The organism is Paraburkholderia sp. RAU2J, from assembly GCF_003634845.1.
In the GTDB taxonomy this organism is placed as follows: domain Bacteria; phylum Pseudomonadota; class Gammaproteobacteria; order Burkholderiales; family Burkholderiaceae; genus Paraburkholderia; species Paraburkholderia fynbosensis.
In genome coordinates this window covers 2,404,208-2,426,220 of the sequence record NZ_RBXG01000002.1, presented here as the reverse complement: position 1 = coordinate 2,426,220, position 22,013 = coordinate 2,404,208, and the positions used below count along the sequence as shown (strand labels likewise).

Here is a 22,013-nt window from a genome sequence, read left to right as displayed (position 1 = left end):
CGAGGCCTTTTTTTCGTGCCGCGGCGGCCGCTCGGGCACGGGCCGCGTCACGATAGCGGCGTTTTTCGCATGCTACGATGGGCCGCGATGATTCCAGGCGAGGTCGAGCAAGCAATGACAACCCTTTATGACACGCTCGGCGTGCACGTGCACGCCACTGATGACGAAATCAAGCGCGCCTACCGGAAAGCCGCGATGAAGTGGCATCCGGATCGCAATAGCGGCGCCGAGGAAGTGGCGCGCGCCACGTTCCAGGAGATCAAGGACGCCTACGCGATTCTCTCCGACGCCGCGCAGCGCAAGGTGTATGACGCGGTCTACGCGGAGCAGATGCGCGGCTGGGAAGCGCAGCGCGCGCGCCAGCAGCAGGCGCAGGCCAAGCGCGAGGCGGCGGCGCGCGCGGCAGACGAAGCGGCGTACGCGGAGATGGTCTCAGTCGCCATCCGTTTCGCCGACGAAGGACATAATCGCGACGTGCTGTTCGGTGTGCTGCTCGGGCGGCAATGCGAACCGAAGCGGGCCGCGCAGATCGCGGACAGCGTGGCGGCGTTGCAGGCGTCGCGCCGTGAAGCCGCGAAGGCCGCGAGCGCCGACATGGCCGCCGCAGCAAGCGAGGCAAGCCATGCGGGCGATACGGAACAAGCGGCCGAAACGACCGCATCGGTTCACACCGGCGCCGCTGCCGGGAAGGACGCCGCCGCGCGCGACATACCCGGCAAACGCGCCAGCCACGCCAGCCACGCCAGCAACGCGAAGCGCGAAGAACCCGCCACCGACGCGCATCCCGCCGGCGCCCTGGGCGGTCTGTGGCTTCAATTTCTGAACGGCTTGCGCTTCTGAGGGTTCACGTGGGCCGGCTGCCAATGCGTGTCAGCTCGGACGCGAGTTCGTCGATATAAGGATCGTTCAGGCTGCATTGCGCCAACGCGCTTTGCAGCTTGAACACGTACTCGGCGTTCGTGCCGAACAGACCCGTGGCCACCGCCATCGACGGCGCGATGGCCGACACTCGCGCATCGCTTTCGTATTGCGACCCATCGGGCTCGGCCACGAAGGCAATCGCGGATAGTTGCGTGCCGTCGTCGAGCGTGAGCGCAGCCCACGTCGGACGATAAGCGCCCGTCACCATCTCGCGAATCCAGAGTATCCGCAGTTCTTCTTCGAGCGTCGCGCCGGGAAGGCGCAATGCAAGGCCTTGCGTGCTGCCGCCCGCTTCGAGCGAGAGCATGCGTCCCGGCTGCTCCGGCGTGCCGCGCCCGGCGATCATCCGGATACAGAAGCTGCGATGCCAGCCATGCAGCGTCGCGATACGGCGGCTGTCGAAGTCGGAGATCGGATTCCACATCAGCGAGCCGTACGCGAACACCCACACGTCGTCTGCATTCGGACGCTGCCGCAAAGTCTGCACGAGCGAAGCGTCGATCCGCGCTTGGGTCCAGAGCATCTCGCTCGGCAGCGAATCAAAACTTTCGAGGTATGCGCCGGAGCGAATGGCGTGTCGGTTCAGCATCCGTGGGTTCCGTGACGGTGAGACGCGCAGGTGTCGGTGGACCTCGCGCGCCGCTGCAGCAATCAACCTGAAGTATGAACGCCGGGCGCGGCCGAATAAATTCGTCTGCGGGAAATACTGCGTCGCGCGAACGTGGCTAATCGGTGGGCGCGTTGCCACTATGCCTTGCCCGTCGATGAGGTCGTCACCCGCGCGATTGCCGCGTTCCAGGCCGCTCAGTCACGACACGCACCCTCTTTATCCGAGCCGGATCGGCCACGAGAATAGCCCCCTTGAGCGTTGCACGACGCGCTCCCGGCAAGTACGCGCTTCGCCGCGCGATTGCTTGGCGCTCGCCGAATTCACACGCAAGGACCAATCGATGAAAATTTCAAACCCACCGGACGCGCAGCAGGGCAAGCCGCTGATTCTCGCCGCCGTCTGCCTGGCCGCGCTGGTGCTGCCGCTCGCCTTTTCGGGCGGCGCGCTCGCCACGCCCGCGATCGGCCGGGACCTCGGCGGCAGCGCGAGCGCGCTGACCTGGGTCACCAATGCGTTCATGCTGAGCTTCGGCAGTCTGCTGATGGCTGCCGGCGCGCTCGCCGATCAGTTCGGCCGCAAGCGGCTTTTCGCCTGCGGCCTCGGCGGCTTCGTGGCGACGTCGCTGGCGCTGGGTTTCGCGCCGTCGGTCGGCTGGCTCGACGCATTGCGCGCGTTGCAGGGCGTCGCGGCGGCCGCGTCGCTCGCGGGCGGCACCGCCGCGCTCGCGCAGGAGTTCGACGGCCATGCCCGCACTCGCGCGTTCAGCATGCTGGGGACGAGCTTCGGCATCGGCCTCGCGTTCGGTCCGCTGATGGCCGGTGCGCTGATCACGCAGTTCGGCTGGCGCGCGATCTTTTTCGTCATCGCCGCAATCGGCGCGCTGGCGTTCGTGTTCGGCGTGCCGCGCATGCGCGAGACGCGCGATCCGGCCGCCAGCGGCCTCGACTGGCCGGGCACGATCAGCTTTACCGGCATGCTCGCGCTGTTCACGTTCGCGGTGATCCGGGCGCCGCAGGATGGCTGGTCGAGCCCGACGGTGGCCGGCATGCTGGCCGTGTCGGCGCTGCTGCTGGTGGTGTTCGTGGTGATCGAAACGCGCGTCGCTCGGCCGATGCTCACGCTGAGCCTGTTCCGCTATCCGCGCTTTGTCGGGGTGCAGATGCTGCCGGTCGGCACCTGCTACTGCTACATCGTGCTCATCGTGATGCTGCCGCTGCGCTTCATCGGCGCCGAAGGTCTCGGTGAACTGGAGGCCGGCCTGCTGATGATCGCGTTGTCGGCGCCGATGCTCGTCGTGCCGCTGCTGGCTGCTTCGCTGACGCGCTGGATGCCGGCAGGCGTGTTGTCGGGGATCGGTTTTCTGGTTGCGGCGCTGGGTCTTTACTGGCTGAGCCGGGTCGACATGAGCGCGTCGCGGACCTCGGTGATCGCGCCGATGTTCGTCATCGGCGTGGGTGCGGGCATGCCTTGGGGCTTGATGGACGGGTTGTCGGTGAGCGTCGTGCCGAAGGAGCGGGCCGGCATGGCCTCGGGCATTTTCAGCACGACTCGCGTGGCGGGCGAGGGCATTGCACTTGCAATCGTCACGGCGATCCTCGCCGGCCTCGCGCAGACGAGCCTTGCGCATAGTGTTGCGCAGACCCCGCAGGCCGGGCAGGCGGTCGTGACGGCGACGGCGGCGCAGATCGCCGAAGCGGCGCAGCGTCTGACGACCGGCGATCTTGCGCAAGCCGCCGCGAGCCTGCCGCAAATCAGCCGGCATGATCTGGCGCAGAGCTACACGCAGGCATTCACGCGTTTGGTGCATGTGCTGATCGTGATCACGCTGCTGTCGGCATTCGCGTCATTCGCGTTTCTGAGCCGCACGGAGTCGAGCGACGATCCGCCCGCCGAGCCGCAGCGCAAGGTCGCCGAAACCGCCGCCGGCTGATGAATGGCGCATGACGCATTGGGAGCGCAGGTTGAAGGCGCCAGGCAGTGGCCCGACGCCGGCCTGCAGCAGTGCGTCGCCGTGCCCGCCGCACATGCGACCGACAGCCTGATGTAAGCCGAACTGCCCACGCTGGTACACTTCGCGGCGAACGCGATCGAGCGTTCAGTGCCCGTGAGTCGAGACCCTGGTAAAAATTCCCGTGGCGCAAGTATTTAAGACATCGTACTGTCACGGGGGCGCAAGACTGGGCCGGCACAATGGCGCCCAGAAGCAAAAATAAAACATGGGTACGGGGTGAGCGTGACCAGAAAATACAAAGTGCTGTTTCTCTGCCGCGATAATTCAATACGCAGCATCATTGCCGAAGCTTTGCTGCGCGAACTGGCCGGACACCGGTTCGACGCATTCAGCGCGGGGCCGGAGCCGGCCGCGCGGGTTCATCCGCTGGCGCTCGCGCAACTGCGGCCAGGCATTTCGGGGCGCGACGTGCTCAGCCCGAAAAGCTGGCTGGAATTCACCGGCGAATGGGCGCCGCGCATGGACCTCGTCATTGCGCTCGACGAATCCGTCGACGAACACCACGCGCCTGCGTTTCCGGGTGCGCCTTCGTTGCTCGCCTGGACCTTCGCCGATCCGCTCGCCCACGGTGTGCCGGATGACGAGCGCGTGCGACTGTTCGACAAGATGTTCTGGCAGATCGTGCGGCAGGTCAGCGCGTTTATCGAATGGCCGCAATATGCGGTCGCGCCGGCGCGGGATGCCGAGGCCCGTATCGGTGCCGCCGCGAACGCAAGCGCAGAGCAGACCTCGGACGCGAGCGGCGGACCCTGCGCGGACCGCCGCGTCGCGCCCGCTTCGGCTGGCGATGCATTGAATGCCGGAACAATCCTGGCGCCGCATCAGACCACCACGTGCAACGCATGAGCGACGCCGGAGCGAAACCTCGGGCCATTTCATCGCCCGGCGTCGCCTGCCTCATTGTCCCGTTTTCGTGGCCTTCACCGAGTCATTGGGCGGCATCGGCTGCATTTCGCCATCCATCGATTCCATTTTTTTCATGGCGCCGCCCGGCATCGCGTCGGGCGGACTCGGCGCGGGGTCGCCCCAATGCGTCATGCCCGCCGTCGCGGCGCTATGCGCATTGCCGCCGCCTTGCGCGAAGGCCGCGCCGCTCGCCATCGACAGAGCCGCCAGGCAGCCCAGCGCGATTTCAAGCATCAGTAGTCGCATGACATTCTCCTTGCGAGCTCATCAGGCGTCAGGGGCGCTGCGAGCTGACCATGTGCCGCTCATGACGTGCATGACCGGTCCCGGGCGGCAACGCTCGATTGCGCTGCTGTCACCGGATATACGGCGGGCACGAGTGTCCTGGATGCAGATCGGCAGGGCGCAAGGGGGCTTCGCGCGCGTCGGCGGGCATGCGTGTATGCAAAACCAGTGATGACCCACGGGAGAAAGCGGGGGTACGTTTTGCTTGAGCGGCTCGACAGTTTTACGGCTTGACTGTGACTTAGCGGCTATTGGAGCGCGCAAGCGGACTTCCGGCGAACGGATCGTTCTTCCAGTCCACGTGTTTCTTCGTCTGCGGAGCCGTGGCCGGTTTGGCCGTCAATTCGAAGTGGTCGATTGATTGACCTGCGCTGATTGCCTGTTTCAGCCATTGGGGCATTTCACCCTGGCCATCCCAGCTGTCGCCCGTCGCGCTGCGGTAGCGCTCGGTTTTTTGCGCCGACGGCGCGGACGCCAGCACGGCAGCAAGGTCTTCTGGTTTGATGCCAAACTCTTCCATGCGATGGCGGAGATACGCAATCATGCTATCTCGCTTTCTTTCGTCCATAAGATATTCGTCCTTCTAAAACGTCCAGCGTTCTGTCTGTTACAGATTGCAAGGGAAAGTCGCGATGCGTCGATCCCTTTTAAAGGGGCCGACCCGCGGTGGGTGATCGATCGAAGGAATTCCATGAGCTGCGTTAAAAACGTTGCTCCATAAATCGCAATACAGCTTATGTCCGATGCGGGCGCCTATAAACCGCCGTGCTGACCAGTGAATATTCCAGCGCTTCGCCGCGCGGCGGACAGGGCTCGATAAGCCTCGCGGCCGCAAATGGAAGAACAGTGGTGACAATGCACTGATTGCAAATGGCTGACTTCAGGTCCACGCTCCGTCTCTCGGCGGTGCTTCGTGCGCGCCGCTTTTTTACGTTATGACAGCATCATAACGCACTGAGCGCCCAAAGGACGCGCCGCTCCCGGTGATTTTATCGGCGAATGCGGTTTATCGAACGGTATCGGCCATTTCCGGCACTCGCTGCCCGGATTGAATTCCCGCATGGGCGAGCTATAACCAAATAGCGCAACACCTATTCGCGCTGCCAGCTTGTGGCGACCGGTTCCGGCGATTCGCGTCCGACATCGGTTGCAAGTGTGGCAATTATTTACTCGTTTAGTTCGGTGGCCGGCGCATCGGTTGCGCATCGGCATCGATCTGTCGCTCAGCCCGACTGGGCAAGTTGGTTTTCGCGGATCACTCTGCAGGAGGACGAGAACTGCCGCGCCGGATTCGAGGAGTTGGACATGAAATTACGTTTATTGGTGGTAGCCGCAAGCGCCGTTCTGCTTCTCGCGCCCAGAACGGCCAACGCGATGGGGCCGCAGGGCCACCCGGACACTGCAATCTCCGGCAGCGCGCAGATGCAACGGAACGCGAATGAATCGGCGCAGGCGACGACCGATATGTCGCTCGGCGAAACCTGGCACGGTACGCAGACGGGCGCGCAAGGAGCGCAGAACGTGTCGTACGGCGGCGTGGCCGCGGGGCAGTCGGAAACCGGCGGGCGGCACGGCCGGCCCTGCGGCTCCGGACCTCAATGCAGGATCTATTTCGGTCAATGACCGGTCCACGAGGGGCATGCGGCGTCAGGAGGAAGACGCCGCGTCCCGCGTGTGGTTTTCACGCCAGTGCCATGTTCTGCAGCGATTGGCCTGCCTGTCGGTCAATACGGTCCATCATCCCGGCGACACCTCGTCCTTGCAGTTCGCTGCGCTCGTTGTAGCTGCGGAATTCATCCAGCAGCGCGCGCCATGACCCGTGCCAGCGCATCTCCCTCACACAGGAGCCCGACGGATCGGCAATGCGCAGCACGCCATTGTCCGGATAGAAGGTCAACGTGACGGGCATGCCGTCGAGCACGCAGGTGGCGGTGCAGGGGCGGGTGGTGAGCATGGGCGAGATCCTTTTCCGGTAAGCGGATGAATTTGCGTTGAATGCCGACGGGCTTCAGCAAACGCTATGCCTGCGCCGCGCGCGGCCGCCTCAGAAAAATTAGCGTGATCTGCTAAATACCCCCACGACCGACTGCAACTTTCCGGAGTGCTCAGCGAGCGTTTAAAGACGATGTTAAGGTGTCGTTCATTCGGGTTTCACCCACTGTCTTTCCCCAACGGCAATCGTCAGCAGGCTACCAGGCCTGCTTTTTCAATTGTGATTCGCCGTGCGTGAGTCGATTAGTGCGGTGCAGCCGCTCCAATCTCACCCGTTGTTGAATAACTCGCGAACAATCCTATGTTGATCGAAGATAATCTGACGGCGCAAAGTGCCGTGACGGACGACGGCGTCTCCTCGTCGCCGCGTTCGTGGCTGGCGGTCGGCGCCGTCGCCGTCGGTGCTTTCGCCTTCGTGACGACGGAGTTTCTGCCCGTCGGCGTGCTGCCGCGCGTCGCGGCGGATCTGGGCGTGTCGCCCGGCACGGCCGGCCTGATGGTGACGGTGCCCGGCGTGATCGCCGCGATATCGGCGCCGGGTTTGATGTTGGTCGCGGGCCGCATGGATCGGCGGCGCGTCTTTCTTTTGCTGACCGCGTTGCTGCTGGCGTCGAACCTGATTTCGGCTTTTGCACCCAGTTTTCTGTTCATGCTGCTCGGACGCGCGCTGCTCGGCGCCTCGTTGGGCGGATTCTGGACGCTCGCCACGGCGGCGTCCGGGCGTCTCGTGCAGCCCAAGGATGCGCCGCGGGCCATGGCGACGATATTGACCGGCGTCACCTGTGCGACCGTGATCGGCGTGCCGCTCGGCACGTTCATCGCGAGCTTTGCTTCGTGGCGCGCGTCGTTCCTCGCCACCGGCGTGCTGGTTGCGTTTGCGCTCGTCGCGCAGTTCTTCTTCGTGCCGTCGCTGCCGTCGTCCACCGCGTTGCGTCTGCGCGATCTGGTCGATGTGTTGCGCCGGCCGCATCCGCGCCGCAGCATGCTGATGGTGGCGCTCGTGTTTGGTGCGCATTTCTCGTCGTACACGTACGTCACGCCGTTCCTGCTGCGCAACGCGAATCTGTCGATGTCGACCATCACCTGGCTGCTGCTCGGCTTCGGCATCATCGGCTTCTTCTCCAACTTCGCCGTTTCGTCGACGGTGACGCGCAACCTCAAAACGTCGGTCGGCGCGATGATCTCGCTGTTGATGTTCGCGCTGGTCTCGCTGCCGCTCCTGCAGCATTCGTCGCTTGGCGTGACGGCGTTCGTGCTCGCGTGGGGTGTGTCGTTCGGCGCGTTGCCGCTGTGCTTCAGCATCTGGGTTCAGCGCGCGACGCCGGATTCGCCGGAAGCGGGGTCGGCGCTGTTCGTGAGCATCATCCAGGTTGCGATTGCCCTGGGGTCGCTGGTGGGCGGCGTGGTGGTGGACCATGTCGGCATTCCGGCCGACTTTCTGTTCGGCGCCGGCCTCGCATTGCTGGGACTTGCCGCGCTGGCGAGCTTCGGCAGCATCGAGCAGCGCGTGACGGCCAAGGCGATCGCCTGTCCGGCGTGCATGGATTAGCGGTTCTGCGGGCCGGACGCGATGCGTGGCGTCGGTGAGCGCGGCGCAATAGGCATGCAATGTGCTGTGGACGTGCTGTCAGCGGTAATGGGATAACACGATTCGCAGCCAACGGAGGCAGCCATGCAAGAAGCGGCACCTAGCTCATTTGCGGACAGTCCTGGCACCGCGCCGGACGCATCCCGGACGGTTCCCGCACCGACGCACCCCGTCACCCGAGCGTTCGACGCCTTTGCCAGTTCGGTGATGCGGCTCGCGGGTTCGCCGGTCGCTTTCGGCGTCGCGGCAATTACGGTGCTCGTCTGGGCCATCACCGGACCGCTGTTTCACTTCTCCGATGCTTGGCAACTGGTCATCAATACGGGCACGACCATCATCACCTTTCTGATGGTCTTTCTGATCCAGCAAGGTCAGAACAAGGACAGCGTGGCCGTACATCTGAAGCTGAACGAACTGCTCGCCTCGCATCGCGCCGCGAACAATCAGCTGATCGGCATCGAGGCCGCATCCGAGGACGAGCTTCGACGCCTTGCCGCAGCGTATTTGCAACTGGCGAGCAAGGCCGCTGGCACGCGCACGGAAAGCGTCGATGTGGATGCCTGTGTGGAAAAGAAGCCGGTGCAGGCGAGTGAATGAAAAAAGGTCGATGCGATTATTTGCCTGCTGGGGTTCGCTTCGGCATTCAGGGCGTGGATCTTCCGCCAGGTCGATCGCGAACTGTGACGTGTGCGCACGCGGTGAATAGCTCACGCTGAAGGGCGCTCTGATCAGCATGGGTGAGCGCGCCGCCGCCGTTCCTCTGGCGCGCGGCGTCCGACGGTTCGGCCGCCCGGCGGCGCATGTTCAACCTTCCCGCGAAGTCGTGGCGCAATACCACGGCATGCGAACTCATTGCCTGCGTATTTGATGTGCGCCAGCCGGAATGAGCCAGCCGTATCCGCACGTCTGCCAACCCAATGCATCTGCAATGCGCCATGGATCGACCGAGGCGCCGATCCGTGCCGCCACGCCAGAACGCCACCCCACCCGCGCAGAAACAGCAACGGCTGATCATGGCGGCGGAGCGGGCTCGCGTGTACGATCATTCTGCGCGGCCTGTCGGAGACAGCGCAGGGGCGATCAATGGAATGGCTTGTGGGATTGACTTGTACCAACGACACACTCAAAAAGGATTAATCCATGGCTTACAAGACACCGAAGTCGAAGTTGGGTCGCGTGAAGGCTATTCCGGCCGTGCTGGCGATACTGCTCGCAACGGCTTACCCGGCCATGGCACAGGAGCCGGCTTCAGTGCCACAGGCGGTCGGCGCCGCGGCGCTGGTTCGCGTGCAGGCGCGTGTCGTCGCCATCGATGCGGAGTCGAACAGCGTCGCGTTGCGTGGGCCGCGTGGCAACGTCGAGATCGTCGACGTGAATCCCGAGCTGGCGGACGTGAAAAAGCTGCACGTGGGCGACATCATCGACATTGCCTACAAGAAGGCCGTTCTGATCGGCGTTGACAAGGTCGCGACGAGCGGCATCCGTCAGCGTATCGATACCCAGCTTGCACAGCCCGCGTCGGGTGGCGTCGTGACGTCGGCACGTCGTGTCGAGGTCGTGGCGACCGTGCAGAAAATCGACCGCAAGCGTCACTCGGTCACGCTGCGCGGGCCGACGCGCACCGAAACGCTCGACGTCGCGCCGGACGTTTCATTGGCCGGCGTCAAGGTGGGCGATTCGGTGCGGGCGGTATTCGTCGCCGCTGTCGCGGCCTCTGTGTCGCGCGAGGGCGCCGAGCTCAAATGACGAACGCATGGCGCGAGTGACGCGCCACATCGCGTACGACGTCCGCGGCAGCGCGATTGCGGTTCGAATCGCGCTGCGCCCGAAGTTCGACGCCGTGCCCGGCAACGATCGTCGACGCGCTCAGGGCGTCGCGTGCGAAGGAGCATGGAATGGAACAGAAACCAGTGAAGTCCACCGACGCATCAGCTCGCAGAAAACTCATCCGCAGCAAGGTGCATCTCGGGCTCGCCGCGTTCGGCACGTTGGCGGCGGTCGTGGGAATCGGCGTGGTGATCAAGGGCGGCCTTTACTTCGACCGGACGAAGGTGCTGGTCGGCGTGGGCATCATCATCGTGTCGACCGTCCTGTATGTTTCGATGCTTTTCATCGAATCGGACGAGTAGGCGAGACTTGCGCTTCGTGTGGACGCGGCCGGTGCTCCGTTGACGCGCAAGACGTGAAAGCTCACGCGGAAGCCGCCTTCATAGGAGCACGCGGAGTTCGTTCGTATGTGTCGGTGCACCTCTACGCGGGCAATGCTCATTCATTGGCAAAACACAAATGGACCTGTGGATTCAACCTTGCAGACCGTGCTCCGATCTCTACGGGGAGCCGGCCGCGAGTCCCCCGCACGAGGATCTCAGGTTCGATAGCGTAGGCGCGGTAGCGGATACACGAAAGGAAGAGCACTACACCTGCATGCGATGCCGCGCGGTGTTTGCGCGAATACTTGCCGGGCCGCCGACGCAGCAGATCTGGATGCTGCTGAACGCCGGCCAGCATTAAGGCCGCGCCTGCTCGAAGTACCCATATTGATTTATTGTTTTCGTTCCATATCTGTTTCAGGAGAACGGAAGGCAGATTTCTTCAGTTGCCTCAAGGCATCGACTCCTCGGATCAGACCGCAGAGCCGACGCGGGGCCCTGCTCTTGCGTGAGCCGTTTCAGTCCTTCGGTGCATCGCGCAGTACGCGCGTGCGGAACACGATTGTGCCGGGGACGCGCGTCCCGATCCAGGAAGCGCCTGCTTGCGCCGTGCTACGCCTTGTTCGCGGCCGCCTGCTCCTCACGCGCGTACCGCGTCGGTGGCCGGCCAACGTGTCGGGTGAAGGCGACGCTGAAGGTGCTGGCGGAGCTATACCCGACGCGCTCCGCAATCTCCGCGACCCGGCCTTCGCTACGGCGCAGCAGATCCTTCGCGAGCGCCATGCGCCAGGTGAGCAGATATTCCATCGGCGCGACGCCGACCGCGCGGCTGAAGCGCTCGAAGAAGGTCGAGCGCGACAGCGCGGCTTCTTTCGCGAGCTCGGCGACCGTCCACGCGTGCGCCGGGCGCGCGTGCATCCCGCGAATCGCGGCCGCGAGGCGGCCGTCGGCGAGCCCGCTGACGAGACCGGGTAACGCGTTCGTTCCTCCTGCCGTGGAACGCAGCGCCTCGATGAGCAGCACTTCCAGCAACCGTGAGAGCACGACTTCGCGCGCGGGCCGCTGCTCGTGTGACTCCTCTCGCACGAGTTGCACGAGCGTGGCCAGCCGCTGTTCGCCGCGGACATGCACGAGTTGCGGCAGCAGCGAGACCAGCAGGGGCGCATCCGGCGAACCGAAGCTGCAATGGCCCGCCATCATGCGCGCGTCGATCGGATTGCCCAGGGGGCCGATTCTGAATTCACCGTTGCCCAACGCGACGGGCGCCGGCGTGTCCAGTCCCGGCGGCGGCTCGAGGCTGGACATTGAGACGCCATATGCCGCGGGAATCAGGACGAAGTCACCCGACTGGAGTTCGATGGGATCGTGTCCGTCGATGGCGATGCGGCACCCGCCTTCGAGGAGCACGCAATAGAACGGCTGGCCGGCATTCGAGCGACCGGTGCGCCAAGGGCTCGCGCCGTGGACGAGTTTCGAGAACCGGGCACCCGGCTGAAGCAGCGTCACCACTTCGGCCAACGGATCGATCATCGCCGGACTCCTGCAAATGAAATTCGGATCATTGATTGTAGCAAGTACGGTCTCAGAGACCTATCGTAGGGGCTCGCACAAACACCTCACAGGAATGCCCATGCAATCTGTCCTGATCAGCGGCTGCTCTTCCGGTTTCGGCCTCGAAATCGCCCGCTACTTTCTAGCCCGCGACTGGCAGGTCGTCGCCACGATGCGCACGCCGCGCGCCGACATACTGCCGCCGTCGGAACGCCTGCGCGTGCTGGCGCTCGACGTCACGAATCCGGAGAGCATTCGCGAGGCGGTCGAGCTTGCCGGCCCGATCGACGTCCTCGTGAACAACGCGGGCTTCGGCGCGGCATCCCCGGCCGAACTCGTCCCGCTTGCGACGGTGCGCGAGCTCTTCGAGACCAACTGCTTCGGCACGATCGCATTGACGCAAGCGGTGCTGCCGCAGTTCCGGCAGCGCAAGGCCGGCGTCGTCGTGAACGTGACGTCGAGCGTGACGTTCAAGGCGCTGCCGCTGCTCGCCGCGTACCGAGCGAGCAAGATGGCGGTGAATGCCTTCACCGAGTCGATGGCGCTGGAACTCGAGCCGTTCGGCGTGCGGTCGCACCTGGTGCTGCCGGGCCGCGCGCCCGACACCCGCTTCGGCGATAACGCGCGCGCTCACATACACGGCTTTGACCATGAGGCCTATGCCGATCTCGCCAAGACGATCCTCGAACAGCTGGGAGATACGTCTTCTCCGATTACCCACGCAGAGGACGTTGCCGAAGCCGTGTGGCGCGCGGCGACCGACCCGTCATCGCCGATGCGTATCCCGGCCGGCGCCGACGCCGAAGCATGGGCGGCCGAGGTTCGCTGATCGTCATTGCCTTGGCAAGTTACGTGCGGCGGAGATAGTGACCTTCGAGTTTCAGCCTGAAAAAGCACTGCTTTCGCACGACGTCTAGGTCTTTTCTGGTTAAGGTATGCGGCGGCCGTATGTTCCCAGTACGGTGCGTCGCCGAACTTCTCGGCAAAGAAGTCAATGAACGACCGGACTTTCGAGGAAACAGTCTTTTTTCTTGGGTAGACCGCCCATATAAATGCTTCTTGCGGTGTGGGCTGAATATCCCAGGCGGGGCAGACATGGGTCAGGCGGCCGTCGCCGAGCGCCTCATCTGCGAGGCATGTGGGCAAAGTAGCGACGCCAAGACCGCTTTCGGCTGCTGACATCAACGCGTCGATATCGCTCAGCGTAAGCCGTCCTGTTACCGCAGTTTTTTCCCATTTCGCGGATGGCTCACCGAGCGGCCTGCTATACCAGGAATTACCCAAGGACCGCGAGAACAACAGGCACGCGAGAGCATTCAATGCGGCCGGCGTAGTCGGCGTTCCGCGGGCCTTAATGTATGCGGGCGCGGCACGCGCTACATGTCTGTGCGCAGCGAGGCGCCGAGGTAAGGCATGATATGTTTCCGACCGAATGACACGGGCATCGTCACTCGCAACATGCCTGACGGGCTCAGGTTAAGTGAAGAAGTCGCCTCTCTCGCGTCGTTCAATTGCGCCAATACGTCTGAAACTCTGGCGTAGAAAACTTGCCTTCCTCATCCAGCTCTGTGCCGACGAGCGTGTAGCACCCCTTCGGGCAGTCGACGATGAAATCGAGAGCGATTGACTGATGGCGACGCGGCTTCTGAACCGAATGCCTGGACGTTGACTCGTCGCCCGCGCCCGCTTTAATCGCCAGATGAAGTCGGGCGGCGTGCGAGCGCAGGGCGTTCGGCTTTTCTGAATCGGACCTGCGCCACAGCAGGCCGGTAACCACCCCTGAATGCCACAGATGAAAAACTTCGCGACCAACACAACTGCGGAAAATTGTCCGGCTCTACACTGACGCATAGGCCAACGAGGGAAACATCATGCGGCGAGTCATCGTCCGGAGATCACCGGTGCACGGCAAGGGTGTGTTTGCAATGCGCCCGCTCGCAGCAGGCGAGCGCGTGCTCGAGTACAAGGGCGAAATCACAGCCTGGCGGGACGCGCTCCGCCGGCACCGACGCGAAGGCATCGCGGGCCACACCTTTCTGTTTGGTTTGTCGGACGGGCGCGTCATCGATGGCAGCCGAGGCGGCAACAGCGCTCGCTGGCTGAACCACGCCTGTACGCCGAACTGCGAGACCATCGAGGATGACGGTCGCATCTTCATCTACACGCTCCGGCCGGTCGACTCCGGCGAGGAACTGTTCATCGACTATCTGCTGGCTATCGACGATGCCGAGGACGAAGAGGCTCGAGCTCAATATGGATGTGCTTGTGCCTCTCCTGGGTGTCGTCGGTCGATGCTGGCCGTTGCCGCGTAACGGGAACCAGCGGGGCAATGCCGACAGTGACGCCTGTCAGGAAAGCGGCTCCGGATCGTTGGATCGCGACATTGCCCCGATGGGCCTGGAACTTATTTTTGACCTTGATGTTTTGCGACTGGCGTTGCCGGAGGGGGCGTCGGATGGCCGCGCCGTTTTCCCCATCAAGGGGCACACATGAGGAAACGAAAGTCCTTTGGGCAGGCCGGTGTGAGCGACGCTTCAACGCACGTACCAAGGAACTGATGATAGGTGAACCGTTTTGCACGGTCATCGCGGGTATTCCCGTGATGGCGGACGAAACGTCGATCAGATGGAGAAGTTGAATCGCAGGATGTGTGAGTCCAGCTTTGCCGGGACGAATGCTGGCTGGGCAACGATTTGATTTCACGGGTCGGTCTCTTACTGCTGCAATTCCACCTTGCCGATTACCACGCCTGCATAATTACTCGCACAACGTTGCGTCAAAGCCTCTTTTTTTCACTTTGCCAAGAGTTGAGGTATTGTTGCTATCGGACGCATCAGACTTCCTTCAGTGGTTTCGGTTGCTTGCGTCTGCATATCGCTCCACGCAGTGTCGCAATATCGTTCTATTCAGAGTGGCTTGACAAGTCCTTAACGGTGCAGCGTTCCCTATTTTGGACCGTTGACAATTTCGACAGCAGGAGAAAATGCATGAACGCAATTCGCACAATCAAGACCGCAGGCGCAGCACTTCTCATCTTGAGTTCGGTCCATGCCTACGCGCAGTCGAGCGAGGCCGCCCCTGCGACCCCCGCAAGTACAACGGCCGGCGCACGGCAGCATTACAAATCGATGAAAGCGGCGAACCGGGCGCTACAGCGCCAGGTTCGTTCGGCATTGGTGAAGGATAGAGGAATCGCGATGTCCAACGTCACGATCCGCGCTCGTGACGGTGCGGTCACGTTGCAAGGCAGCGTACCTCTTCAAGCGCAAAGCGACCGGGCAACCGAGGTGGCCAAGGGTGTACCCGGCGTGGTCTCCGTAAGAAACGCACTGTCAATCCGTCCGGTTGGGACCTGACGCTGCATCAGCAGAGGCGGCGCTTTTGCGACGGTCGATGTTCTGTAGCTGTATTCCGTTGAGGGCATCAGGCCGGCCGGCATTCAGCGCCACTTCACCAATGTAAGGCGGGCGAGCGAGGCATAGAGCCCCGTTCGCTCAACTTGCCCGTGGCGCTTCTGCATACCGTCCGCAAGCTTTGCTCGATCCGCATCGCCAATTCACTATGCGCAACAAGTGCGTATAGCGACGGAAAGGCATGCGTCGTCTGAGTCATTGCGCATGACGAGACGGCTCGAAGTTGATTGCGCAGCCGTCCTGTATTGCATATACGCTTCTTGCGCGATGGATCGACGAACGGGTAAATATCGAACTGGCGCAGTCGACCTGCTTGTCGATCCAGAAGGTACCAGCAGAATTTCTCAGGAAGACTATGCAATTACTTTGTTGGACGAGGTGGAACACCCAAAACATCGCGGAACGCGCATTACGGTTCCGTGCATCTCCCACCTTCCAACGGATGCGACCGGTCGACCGGGAGGCGGAGGTACGACGCCCGCGCCGGGTATCGGTCAGCTTGGCGTGATGGCGGGAGTACGGCATAGTTTTTGAGTCCATTTCGCTCTTCGCAACAACACAAACCGGTGTCAGTTTCGCGTCGGCAAATTGCTCGGACAACAAACGTATCTGCACGCCAGAGTTACCCATTCGGCTTCGCAATGGGTTCAAAATTGCCTTCACGGACCTCATATGCCGCATACGGCGCCAGGAAGTTGCATGGATTCGGAAGCCCGTTCAAGCCGATAGGACGACGGTCTGGAATGATGGGCATCCTGGACAGCATTGGTCAGGATGACATTCCTCTGGCGGATCACTTGTCATCCGATTCACAACGGGGTCGGTCAGTTGGCACAGTGACCACGGGCGCTGTCGGAGAACCCGCGTTTGCGCGAAGCCGATATTCTTCATCCGCACACGCTCCAGTCCTCGGCTTGGATCGATCCATCCGAAATGCCGAAGCAGGAACACCGGCATAAACCGTGCCATAGCCGCCGCGCACGCACCGAAGGGGCGAATAGCGCACAATAGAATCGTCAGCCTTCAAACGCGCGTGAGAGGAAACGGCGGCCGACTTCGATCATTAGGGCAGGCGTTAGCGAGACACCTTTGCTGCAGAGAAATCAATGAAGAAAGGAAAGACAAAACTTACCCGTCATGATGCCGAGCGTCTTTTCGAGGGGCTGTCCGACGGGAAGGCGAGAGTATCGAGCCGGCCCGAGAACCCGTTCGAAGCAGGGGCATTCGACGCGGTCGAGCGCGTCGATGACGAAAACAAACTCTGGAAGGACAACCTCATTACGCTTCCGATGGCGATCGAGTTGCCGCACGGCTACGAGTCGATATCTCGCATGCGCGAGGCGATCGCGCGGGCATGGCGCGTGAAGTGGGTGAGGGAGGGAAAAAACGAGGTTGTCGCCGAGTTTCCGGAAGGATGGACTGCCGTCCGCCCGGAAAACGGCCCGATAGAGTTGCGGGATCCATCCGGCATGGTCCGCGCCTTATACGGATGGGCCAAGGATGCTGAACTCAGGATCCTGCCACGGTATCTGGTTGAGTCACAAGCGAACAGTTCAAGCGGACTGGGCAGCTTGCTTGTCCGTGATCGCGGCAACGGTCAGATTCTTGAGAGGTCGTCGACCTGGTCTGCTCAAACCGGGACCAACCATCCAGATTGGACCAGACTGTCAGCGTGGCTCGACTTGCGCTATCCACAACATCGCGACCCGCTGAGGTACTGGGAAGATTGCGAGGAAAACATCCAGAACTGAGCTACTTCCGCAGGGCGCTGTCCTTTCCGGGTTATCTGGTGTGTTGCACCGCTGAACGATGGGCCTGTCCTGTTCCGTATGAAGGTAGAAACTCGTCGTGTTCGGTGACACGTCGCCGAGCCTGCCGCGTACCACGCGCAGATCGATGCCCCTTCGGCCTGACGTAAGCCCGCCACGTGTTGCGGCCCGTGCGCCGAGGCGCGATCCTCACCGCGCGCATTTGAACTAGACCCGGAACACGTGGTGCACAGCCACGATCGCTCGTCACATGGACGGGACGTAAATCTTGAGCTGGAGCGCCAGCCATGAGCGAACCGTGTGTCATCTCCGTTGCCATCATTGGCGCAGTTCCGCGCAAGAAGGACAACCCGGCTGTGCCGACCACGATCTCCGAGCAGATTGAATGAAAGCACGCACCAAGCGTACGAAGCCGGCGCATCGCCCGTTGATCTGCACGTGCGTGACGAGCATGAGAACTCCAGTTCCGACCGGTCGAGTTCCGCCGCTCTCCAGGGGTTGATCAGGGTGGGCTCGTCAGACGTTCAGCCGACGTCGTCATTTCTCCGGGGCGGCGCAGCATTTTGTCGACTTCGCCCGCGTGCATCTCTTCGACATGAATCATCTGACGGGCGAACTCCTCGAGCGCAACGGAACGGTCCTCGACGAGCGCGAGCAGTTCGCGATAGAGCGCGAGCGCCACGTTCTCGGCTTGCAGCGATTCGCGGAGGATCGACGCGATATCGAATGTGTGCGAGTCGAGAAGGGGACCGATCGCAAGCGACGGATAGGCGCCCAGTGTGGTGATCCACTCTCCGACCTGCTGGGCGTGTAATAGCGATTCGTCGGCCTGCTCGCGCAGCCAGGATCTGATCGGGATGCGTCCGAATCCGAATACAAGAAACGAGTAGTGCGTATACCGAACGATGCCGGCCAACTCGGATTCGAGAATCCGGTTGAGCACTGCAACGACGTCTTCCTTGTCTATCTCCGCCATTTGATATCTCCTTTCATGTCAGCGCGGCAGACACGTTTCGCGATTCGCCGCCGTATCGCGCCATATGAGCTTGACGGATATTGATTAAATGTAGTCCCGCCAGGCGATCTCGCAAGGCGCCAGTTCGAACGTATGCGTTTGCGTCGAGCGGCAGCCAGAGAAAAAGTACAGCTGTTACAGGTGGACGCGGCTTAGTTCGGTGGCAAATTGCCTAATCAACGCTGTCGCTCGCGCGACCGTCGAGGCCGGATTTCAGATGCCGAAGCCGGCCGCGACGCGCCCAGGGCCGGACAACGTCGTTATCGCCGCAATCGCCCTGCGGCAACGAAACGGGCGGGGCGGGGCCAGTCGGATGCATTGTCTCGATTCGAATGCATGGGGCTTCGACGGTCTAACGAGAGGTTAAGGTGCTCGGCAGTTCGGCCAAAGCCGACGGCGGCCGACCAGGAAACGTGCGGCCGTTCCAGTTCCAAATATCGGCTGCGCGCGCAATTCCTCGGAGAATTGCAACCTTCGCCGTTGCACGTCGTTTGCGCCCACCGTGCGCAGCTGACGCCCGCGATTAACGAGTTGACTGCCTTCCTGCGGGAGCGCTGCTCTGCATTGCTTGCCAGCTACCCGTCGGATGGTTCCCAATCTGCGTAACGAGGGTCGCCCCTTCCCAAGCGTTTGGAGCCGGCGCGTGAGCGGGGCAAAATGATTGCCCCGCTGCACATCACACGGATCGATGCAAACGGGCCGTCGGTTTCTGTCTTGCCGCCGCTGTATCCGCCGAGCAGGCCCGTCGCCGAGCAACTCGAGACCCGGTTGCGTTAGCCCTGTCACCGCATCCAGGGCGATTGGCGTCACGCAGACCGATGACTCCGGACAACCCTGTCGAGGAACCGTTGACGGCTCAGCGTGACGCGCCCGGCGCCACCAGGCCGCGACGCGGAATGGGCGTGGAGAAGACGATCGAGGTGCGCGTCTCGCCATAGCGATTGATGGTGGCGAGAAAATGCTCGAGTTGTTCGAGGCTGGGGCACACCACGGTCACGATGTAGGAATCGGCGCCGGCCACGTGATGGCATTCCAGCACCTCGGGCGCGCAGCGCAGCTTGTCGAGAAAGGCATTCTTCCCGAACTGCTGCACGGTGATGCCGACAATGGCGCGCACGAGGTAGCCGGCCCGCACCGGATCGAGTTCGGCGCTCACCGACCGCACCACGCCGGCGTCCTTCAGGCGCTTGAGCCGCTCCACCGTGGCAGGCACCGACAACCCGGCGGCAAGGGCCAAGGTCTTCAGTGGCGCGCGGCCATCTTCCTGCAGCGCCATCAACAGCGCCCAAGCTTTGGCGTCGAGTTGGAGTGTTTCGGTCATGACGCGCTTTTACCTGAAAAATCGGAGATTAAATCGATTTTCGCTTGGCGTTTCGCTCTGTGCAATCCTTCAATGCCGCCGGATAATTCCCGACACGGAACCGATCTTGCCAACCCACCCCCGTCCTGTTGGCCAATCGCGCGCCGTCGTTGTCGCCCTGGGTGATGGTGGCCGGCGTACACGTGGGATCGGCGCTCTCGTGGTTAATGCTGGCTACCGGTGTGAGCCGGTTGCGCGACCGTTTCGACGAACGTTGGCAACGCGCCGTCAACCTGTGCTCAGCCGGCGTTGCTGGTTGGACTCGGGCGATAGCAGCTTGGCCACCTGATCATATGACTAACGAGGATTCACCCATGGCGCACCGATTGCACGCCAGCCACCGGATCATGGTCGACGCCGGGGTCGACCATGCCTTCATGTTCTTCACGCCGGCCGGCGAGGAGCTGTGGGTTGACGGCTGGAAGCCAACCTATGTCTACCCCCGCGACGGCCGCACGGAGTCCGGCATGGTGTTCACCACCGGTCAGGGCGATGAACTGACCATCTGGACCCTCGCGGACTTCGACCGTCAGGCACACCGATCGCGCTATTTGCGTTGCACGCCGGCCTCGCGCACCAGTCTTGTCGAGGTGCGTTGTGTCGCACTCGACGAGGCGCGCACCGAAGTATGCGTGAGCTACGAGCTCACGGCGCTCAACGCTGCGGGCGAACAGGCGCTTCAAGATTTCGAAGGCGAGCGCTTCGCTGCAATGATTGACGACTGGGCACGTAAGATCGCGGCTTGTCGCGAGTTGCTGCTGGCAGCTTCAATCTGCTGAGTCGCTCGGCCCGCGGCTGCGGCGGCTTCGCAGCTTCGGCGACACCGACATCCACCGCCGATTGCGCGAGGTGCCGGTCAAATCTGCGGATTGCGGACTTGCTGCCAGTAGCCGGGCCTTCAGCAGGACTCGATACGATTTACGCGCCGCTGTATCGCCGTTCACCGAACCACCTTTTACCGACGACAATGGCCGATCTTCACACGCGAATTGCAAACAGCTTCAACGCGCAGGGGTTGATGCTGACACTTGGCGCACAGCTTCTCCTCGTTAAAGATGGGGAGGTGCAGATCGGCTTGCCTTTTTCTAGTCATCTATCTCAGCAGCACGGCTATCTCCATGCGGGCGCTACGACGAGCATTCTAGACAGCGCATGCGGATATGCAGCGCTGACGAAGCTAGCGCCTGATTTTGACGTGGTGACAGCCGAGTTCAAAATTAATCTCTTGCGGCCAGCTGTTGGTGAGCGCTTTCTGGCTATCGGACGGGTACAGAATGCAGGCAAGACCCTTACCGTCTGCACAGGTGAAGTCCGGGTGTTCTCCGGAGTGGGCGACGAGCATAAGGTGATTGCGATCATGCAGGCAACGATCGCGAATATCCGTCGATAGCGCGATTGACACCGCCACTGAACCGCCAAGTTTTATAACGGCAGGTGTGGCCGATCTCCAGCCAAGCGATGTAGCCGATTGACAGCCGCTGTACTTTGGAGGCTGAGGAACCAACACCCCCGCGTGCCCAAGCGCCAATCTCGCCTCCGATCCACTTTTGTTATCGCCCCCTCCAATACTCGAATTGTTGACGCATCGCACCGCTCGTATATTGCTGAACTATCAGCACGGATAGCAGCGATACAACAACTTACAGGCACGCCCGCCGGGGCGGCCCACAGGAGCACAGCGATGAATAAAATCGATCTGAAGGGGCGCGTTGTCGCCATCACGGGCGGCGCGCGCGGCATCGGCTACGCGGTCGCGCAGCGGGCGCTGAACTCTGGTGCGTCAGTCGCGTTGTGGGACGTCGACGCCGAGCGCCTCGCGCGCAGCCAGCGCGAACTGAGCGAGCTGGGCAAAGTCAGCGCGGTCACGGTCGATCTGACTCAGGAAGCCGCCGTCGCGCAGGCCGTCGAGCAGACCGTCGCCGGGCACGGCGCGATCGACGTGCTGATCAACTGCGCCGGCATCACCGGCGGCAACGGTGCGACGTGGGAACTGGAGCCCGACGTCTGGCGCCGCGTGATCGACGTGAATCTGATCGGCCCTTATCTGACCTGCCGTGCAGTGGTGCCGCAGATGCTCAAGCAAGGCTACGGGCGCATCGTCAATATTGCGTCCGTGGCGGGCAAGGAGGGCAATCCGAACGCTTCGCACTACAGCGCGTCGAAAGCCGGGCTGATCGGTTTGACCAAGTCGCTCGGCAAAGAGCTGGCAACCAGAAACATTCTCGTCAACGCGGTCACGCCGGCCGCGGCCAAAACCGAAATCTTCGACTCGATGTCGCAACAGCACATCGACTACATGCTCTCGAAGATTCCGATGAACCGCTTCCTGTTGCCTGAAGAGGCTGCGTCGCTGATTCTGTGGCTGTCCTCGGAGGATTGCGCGTTCAGCACGGGCTCGGTGTTCGACCTGTCAGGCGGACGCGCCACGTACTGAGCGCTCAT

The 22,013-nt window shown here is 62.5% G+C and carries 22 protein-coding genes and 5 pseudogenes; 17 read left to right on the top strand and 10 right to left on the bottom strand.

Annotation, left to right across the window (positions count from 1 at the left end; genetic code table 11):
* The first annotated feature begins 114 nt into the window (after positions 1 to 114).
* Positions 115 to 840: a J domain-containing protein gene (locus tag B0G69_RS28390; protein ID WP_121323932.1), complete on the top strand. Its 726-nt coding sequence runs from the start codon at positions 115 to 117 to the stop codon at positions 838 to 840.
* A gap of 4 nt (positions 841 to 844) precedes the next feature.
* Here B0G69_RS28390 and B0G69_RS28385 read toward each other — a convergent pair whose 3' ends face one another.
* On the bottom strand, positions 845 to 1,510 hold the full coding sequence (locus tag B0G69_RS28385) for a gamma-glutamylcyclotransferase (protein ID WP_121323098.1): 666 nt from the start codon (positions 1,508 to 1,510) through the stop codon (positions 845 to 847).
* 361 nt (positions 1,511 to 1,871) lie between these two features.
* On the opposite strand from B0G69_RS28385, the gene B0G69_RS28380 reads away from it, so the two are divergent.
* Together B0G69_RS28380 and B0G69_RS28375 are read left to right on the top strand one after the other, a co-directional pair.
* The gene (locus B0G69_RS28380) at positions 1,872 to 3,461 is read left to right on the top strand and encodes an MFS transporter (protein ID WP_121323931.1); all 1,590 of its coding nucleotides are present in this window, start codon (positions 1,872 to 1,874) and stop codon (positions 3,459 to 3,461) included.
* A gap of 303 nt (positions 3,462 to 3,764) precedes the next feature.
* Positions 3,765 to 4,388, top strand: a complete 624-nt coding sequence (locus B0G69_RS28375; RefSeq protein ID WP_121323930.1) for a low molecular weight phosphatase family protein — start codon at positions 3,765 to 3,767, stop codon at positions 4,386 to 4,388.
* Positions 4,389 to 4,439: 51 nt separating this feature from the next.
* On the opposite strand, the gene B0G69_RS28370 is transcribed toward B0G69_RS28375, so the two are convergent.
* Together B0G69_RS28370 and B0G69_RS28365 are read right to left on the bottom strand one after the other, a co-directional pair.
* Positions 4,440 to 4,694: a hypothetical protein gene (locus tag B0G69_RS28370; RefSeq protein ID WP_121323096.1), complete on the bottom strand. Its 255-nt coding sequence runs from the start codon at positions 4,692 to 4,694 to the stop codon at positions 4,440 to 4,442.
* A gap of 280 nt (positions 4,695 to 4,974) precedes the next feature.
* A complete protein-coding gene (locus B0G69_RS28365) occupies positions 4,975 to 5,301 on the bottom strand; it encodes an H-NS histone family protein (protein ID WP_121323094.1) in 327 nt (108 codons plus the stop codon).
* Between the two features lie 737 nt (positions 5,302 to 6,038).
* Between B0G69_RS28365 and B0G69_RS28360 the strand changes: the two genes are divergently transcribed.
* Entirely contained in the window at positions 6,039 to 6,356 is a 318-nt protein-coding gene (locus B0G69_RS28360; RefSeq protein WP_121323092.1) for a hypothetical protein, read from the top strand.
* Between the two features lie 58 nt (positions 6,357 to 6,414).
* Here B0G69_RS28360 and B0G69_RS28355 read toward each other — a convergent pair whose 3' ends face one another.
* The gene (locus B0G69_RS28355) at positions 6,415 to 6,687 is read right to left on the bottom strand and encodes a hypothetical protein (RefSeq protein ID WP_121323090.1); all 273 of its coding nucleotides are present in this window, start codon (positions 6,685 to 6,687) and stop codon (positions 6,415 to 6,417) included.
* A gap of 339 nt (positions 6,688 to 7,026) precedes the next feature.
* On the opposite strand from B0G69_RS28355, the gene B0G69_RS28350 reads away from it, so the two are divergent.
* From B0G69_RS28350 to B0G69_RS28330, 4 genes are all read left to right on the top strand, one after another.
* Complete coding sequence (locus B0G69_RS28350; RefSeq protein ID WP_121323088.1) at positions 7,027 to 8,274, top strand: MFS transporter; 1,248 nt, start codon at positions 7,027 to 7,029, stop codon at positions 8,272 to 8,274.
* A gap of 123 nt (positions 8,275 to 8,397) precedes the next feature.
* Positions 8,398 to 8,910 carry a low affinity iron permease family protein gene (locus B0G69_RS28345; RefSeq protein WP_121323086.1) on the top strand — a complete coding sequence of 171 codons (513 nt, stop codon included), beginning with the start codon at positions 8,398 to 8,400 and terminating at the stop codon, positions 8,908 to 8,910.
* A gap of 543 nt (positions 8,911 to 9,453) precedes the next feature.
* Complete coding sequence (locus B0G69_RS28340; protein ID WP_121323084.1) at positions 9,454 to 10,059, top strand: hypothetical protein; 606 nt, start codon at positions 9,454 to 9,456, stop codon at positions 10,057 to 10,059.
* A 149-nt stretch (positions 10,060 to 10,208) separates the two neighbouring features.
* The gene (locus tag B0G69_RS28330; protein WP_121323080.1) at positions 10,209 to 10,442 is read left to right on the top strand and encodes a DUF2964 family protein; all 234 of its coding nucleotides are present in this window, start codon (positions 10,209 to 10,211) and stop codon (positions 10,440 to 10,442) included.
* 633 nt (positions 10,443 to 11,075) lie between these two features.
* On the opposite strand, the gene B0G69_RS28320 is transcribed toward B0G69_RS28330, so the two are convergent.
* Entirely contained in the window at positions 11,076 to 11,993 is a 918-nt protein-coding gene (locus tag B0G69_RS28320; protein WP_121323076.1) for an AraC family transcriptional regulator, read from the bottom strand.
* Positions 11,994 to 12,093: 100 nt separating this feature from the next.
* Here B0G69_RS28320 and B0G69_RS28315 point away from each other — a divergent pair, with 100 nt between their 5' ends.
* Positions 12,094 to 12,843: an SDR family oxidoreductase gene (locus tag B0G69_RS28315; RefSeq protein WP_121323074.1), complete on the top strand. Its 750-nt coding sequence runs from the start codon at positions 12,094 to 12,096 to the stop codon at positions 12,841 to 12,843.
* A 203-nt stretch (positions 12,844 to 13,046) separates the two neighbouring features.
* Here the strand turns inward: B0G69_RS28315 and B0G69_RS42150 are convergent.
* Positions 13,047 to 13,370, bottom strand: a pseudogene (locus B0G69_RS42150) (LysR substrate-binding domain-containing protein); the annotation flags it as partial.
* Between the two features lie 193 nt (positions 13,371 to 13,563).
* Positions 13,564 to 13,671: pseudogene (locus B0G69_RS28305) on the bottom strand (cupin); the annotation flags it as partial.
* Positions 13,672 to 13,885: 214 nt separating this feature from the next.
* Between B0G69_RS28305 and B0G69_RS28300 the strand changes: the two are divergent.
* The 3 genes and pseudogenes from B0G69_RS28300 to B0G69_RS42145 form a co-directional block, all read left to right on the top strand.
* Positions 13,886 to 14,326, top strand: coding sequence for an SET domain-containing protein-lysine N-methyltransferase (locus tag B0G69_RS28300; protein ID WP_121323072.1), 441 nt, complete (start codon positions 13,886 to 13,888; stop codon positions 14,324 to 14,326).
* 675 nt (positions 14,327 to 15,001) lie between these two features.
* A complete protein-coding gene (locus tag B0G69_RS28295; RefSeq protein ID WP_121323070.1) occupies positions 15,002 to 15,370 on the top strand; it encodes a BON domain-containing protein in 369 nt (122 codons plus the stop codon).
* Positions 15,371 to 15,703: 333 nt separating this feature from the next.
* Positions 15,704 to 15,823: pseudogene (locus tag B0G69_RS42145) on the top strand (NAD(P)-dependent oxidoreductase); the annotation flags it as partial.
* A 229-nt stretch (positions 15,824 to 16,052) separates the two neighbouring features.
* On the opposite strand, the pseudogene B0G69_RS28290 reads toward B0G69_RS42145, so the two are convergent.
* Positions 16,053 to 16,172, bottom strand: a pseudogene (locus tag B0G69_RS28290) (homogentisate 1,2-dioxygenase); the annotation flags it as partial.
* A 361-nt stretch (positions 16,173 to 16,533) separates the two neighbouring features.
* On the opposite strand from B0G69_RS28290, the gene B0G69_RS28285 reads away from it, so the two are divergent.
* The gene (locus B0G69_RS28285) at positions 16,534 to 17,178 is read left to right on the top strand and encodes a hypothetical protein (protein ID WP_121323066.1); all 645 of its coding nucleotides are present in this window, start codon (positions 16,534 to 16,536) and stop codon (positions 17,176 to 17,178) included.
* A gap of 305 nt (positions 17,179 to 17,483) precedes the next feature.
* Positions 17,484 to 17,703, top strand: a pseudogene (locus tag B0G69_RS28280) (3-keto-5-aminohexanoate cleavage protein); the annotation flags it as partial.
* On the opposite strand, the gene B0G69_RS28275 reads toward B0G69_RS28280, so the two are convergent.
* Entirely contained in the window at positions 17,699 to 18,172 is a 474-nt protein-coding gene (locus B0G69_RS28275; protein ID WP_121323064.1) for a ferritin-like domain-containing protein, read from the bottom strand. The pseudogene B0G69_RS28280 and the gene B0G69_RS28275 overlap by 5 nt on opposite strands.
* Before the next feature lie 895 nt (positions 18,173 to 19,067).
* A complete protein-coding gene (locus B0G69_RS28265) occupies positions 19,068 to 19,532 on the bottom strand; it encodes an Lrp/AsnC family transcriptional regulator (RefSeq protein WP_121323062.1) in 465 nt (154 codons plus the stop codon).
* A gap of 353 nt (positions 19,533 to 19,885) precedes the next feature.
* Here B0G69_RS28265 and B0G69_RS28260 point away from each other — a divergent pair, with 353 nt between their 5' ends.
* The 3 genes from B0G69_RS28260 (at position 19,886) to B0G69_RS28250 (ending at position 22,005) form a co-directional block, all read left to right on the top strand.
* On the top strand, positions 19,886 to 20,350 hold the full coding sequence (locus B0G69_RS28260) for an SRPBCC family protein (RefSeq protein ID WP_121323060.1): 465 nt from the start codon (positions 19,886 to 19,888) through the stop codon (positions 20,348 to 20,350).
* 188 nt (positions 20,351 to 20,538) lie between these two features.
* Positions 20,539 to 20,961: a PaaI family thioesterase gene (locus B0G69_RS28255; RefSeq protein WP_121323058.1), complete on the top strand. Its 423-nt coding sequence runs from the start codon at positions 20,539 to 20,541 to the stop codon at positions 20,959 to 20,961.
* 291 nt (positions 20,962 to 21,252) lie between these two features.
* Positions 21,253 to 22,005: an SDR family NAD(P)-dependent oxidoreductase gene (locus B0G69_RS28250; RefSeq protein WP_121323056.1), complete on the top strand. Its 753-nt coding sequence runs from the start codon at positions 21,253 to 21,255 to the stop codon at positions 22,003 to 22,005.
* Positions 22,006 to 22,013: the final 8 nt, after the last annotated feature.

What these genes read in the sequence shown, in the direction of transcription:
- B0G69_RS28390 (WP_121323932.1), top strand. Translation starts at nt 115, where the DNA reads ATGACAACCCTTTATGACACGCTCGGCGTGCACGTGCACGCCACTGAT.
- B0G69_RS28385 (WP_121323098.1), bottom strand. Translation starts at nt 1,510, where the DNA reads ATGCTGAACCGACACGCCATTCGCTCCGGCGCATACCTCGAAAGTTTT.
- B0G69_RS28380 (WP_121323931.1), top strand. Translation starts at nt 1,872, where the DNA reads ATGAAAATTTCAAACCCACCGGACGCGCAGCAGGGCAAGCCGCTGATT.
- B0G69_RS28370 (WP_121323096.1), bottom strand. Translation starts at nt 4,694, where the DNA reads ATGCGACTACTGATGCTTGAAATCGCGCTGGGCTGCCTGGCGGCTCTG.
- B0G69_RS28365 (WP_121323094.1), bottom strand. Translation starts at nt 5,301, where the DNA reads ATGGACGAAAGAAAGCGAGATAGCATGATTGCGTATCTCCGCCATCGC.
- B0G69_RS28360 (WP_121323092.1), top strand. Translation starts at nt 6,039, where the DNA reads ATGAAATTACGTTTATTGGTGGTAGCCGCAAGCGCCGTTCTGCTTCTC.
- B0G69_RS28355 (WP_121323090.1), bottom strand. Translation starts at nt 6,687, where the DNA reads ATGCTCACCACCCGCCCCTGCACCGCCACCTGCGTGCTCGACGGCATG.
- B0G69_RS28350 (WP_121323088.1), top strand. Translation starts at nt 7,027, where the DNA reads ATGTTGATCGAAGATAATCTGACGGCGCAAAGTGCCGTGACGGACGAC.
- B0G69_RS28345 (WP_121323086.1), top strand. Translation starts at nt 8,398, where the DNA reads ATGCAAGAAGCGGCACCTAGCTCATTTGCGGACAGTCCTGGCACCGCG.
- B0G69_RS28340 (WP_121323084.1), top strand. Translation starts at nt 9,454, where the DNA reads ATGGCTTACAAGACACCGAAGTCGAAGTTGGGTCGCGTGAAGGCTATT.
- B0G69_RS28330 (WP_121323080.1), top strand. Translation starts at nt 10,209, where the DNA reads ATGGAACAGAAACCAGTGAAGTCCACCGACGCATCAGCTCGCAGAAAA.
- B0G69_RS28320 (WP_121323076.1), bottom strand. Translation starts at nt 11,993, where the DNA reads ATGATCGATCCGTTGGCCGAAGTGGTGACGCTGCTTCAGCCGGGTGCC.
- B0G69_RS28315 (WP_121323074.1), top strand. Translation starts at nt 12,094, where the DNA reads ATGCAATCTGTCCTGATCAGCGGCTGCTCTTCCGGTTTCGGCCTCGAA.
- B0G69_RS28300 (WP_121323072.1), top strand. Translation starts at nt 13,886, where the DNA reads ATGCGGCGAGTCATCGTCCGGAGATCACCGGTGCACGGCAAGGGTGTG.
- B0G69_RS28295 (WP_121323070.1), top strand. Translation starts at nt 15,002, where the DNA reads ATGAACGCAATTCGCACAATCAAGACCGCAGGCGCAGCACTTCTCATC.
- B0G69_RS28285 (WP_121323066.1), top strand. Translation starts at nt 16,534, where the DNA reads ATGAAGAAAGGAAAGACAAAACTTACCCGTCATGATGCCGAGCGTCTT.
- B0G69_RS28275 (WP_121323064.1), bottom strand. Translation starts at nt 18,172, where the DNA reads ATGGCGGAGATAGACAAGGAAGACGTCGTTGCAGTGCTCAACCGGATT.
- B0G69_RS28265 (WP_121323062.1), bottom strand. Translation starts at nt 19,532, where the DNA reads ATGACCGAAACACTCCAACTCGACGCCAAAGCTTGGGCGCTGTTGATG.
- B0G69_RS28260 (WP_121323060.1), top strand. Translation starts at nt 19,886, where the DNA reads ATGGCGCACCGATTGCACGCCAGCCACCGGATCATGGTCGACGCCGGG.
- B0G69_RS28255 (WP_121323058.1), top strand. Translation starts at nt 20,539, where the DNA reads ATGGCCGATCTTCACACGCGAATTGCAAACAGCTTCAACGCGCAGGGG.
- B0G69_RS28250 (WP_121323056.1), top strand. Translation starts at nt 21,253, where the DNA reads ATGAATAAAATCGATCTGAAGGGGCGCGTTGTCGCCATCACGGGCGGC.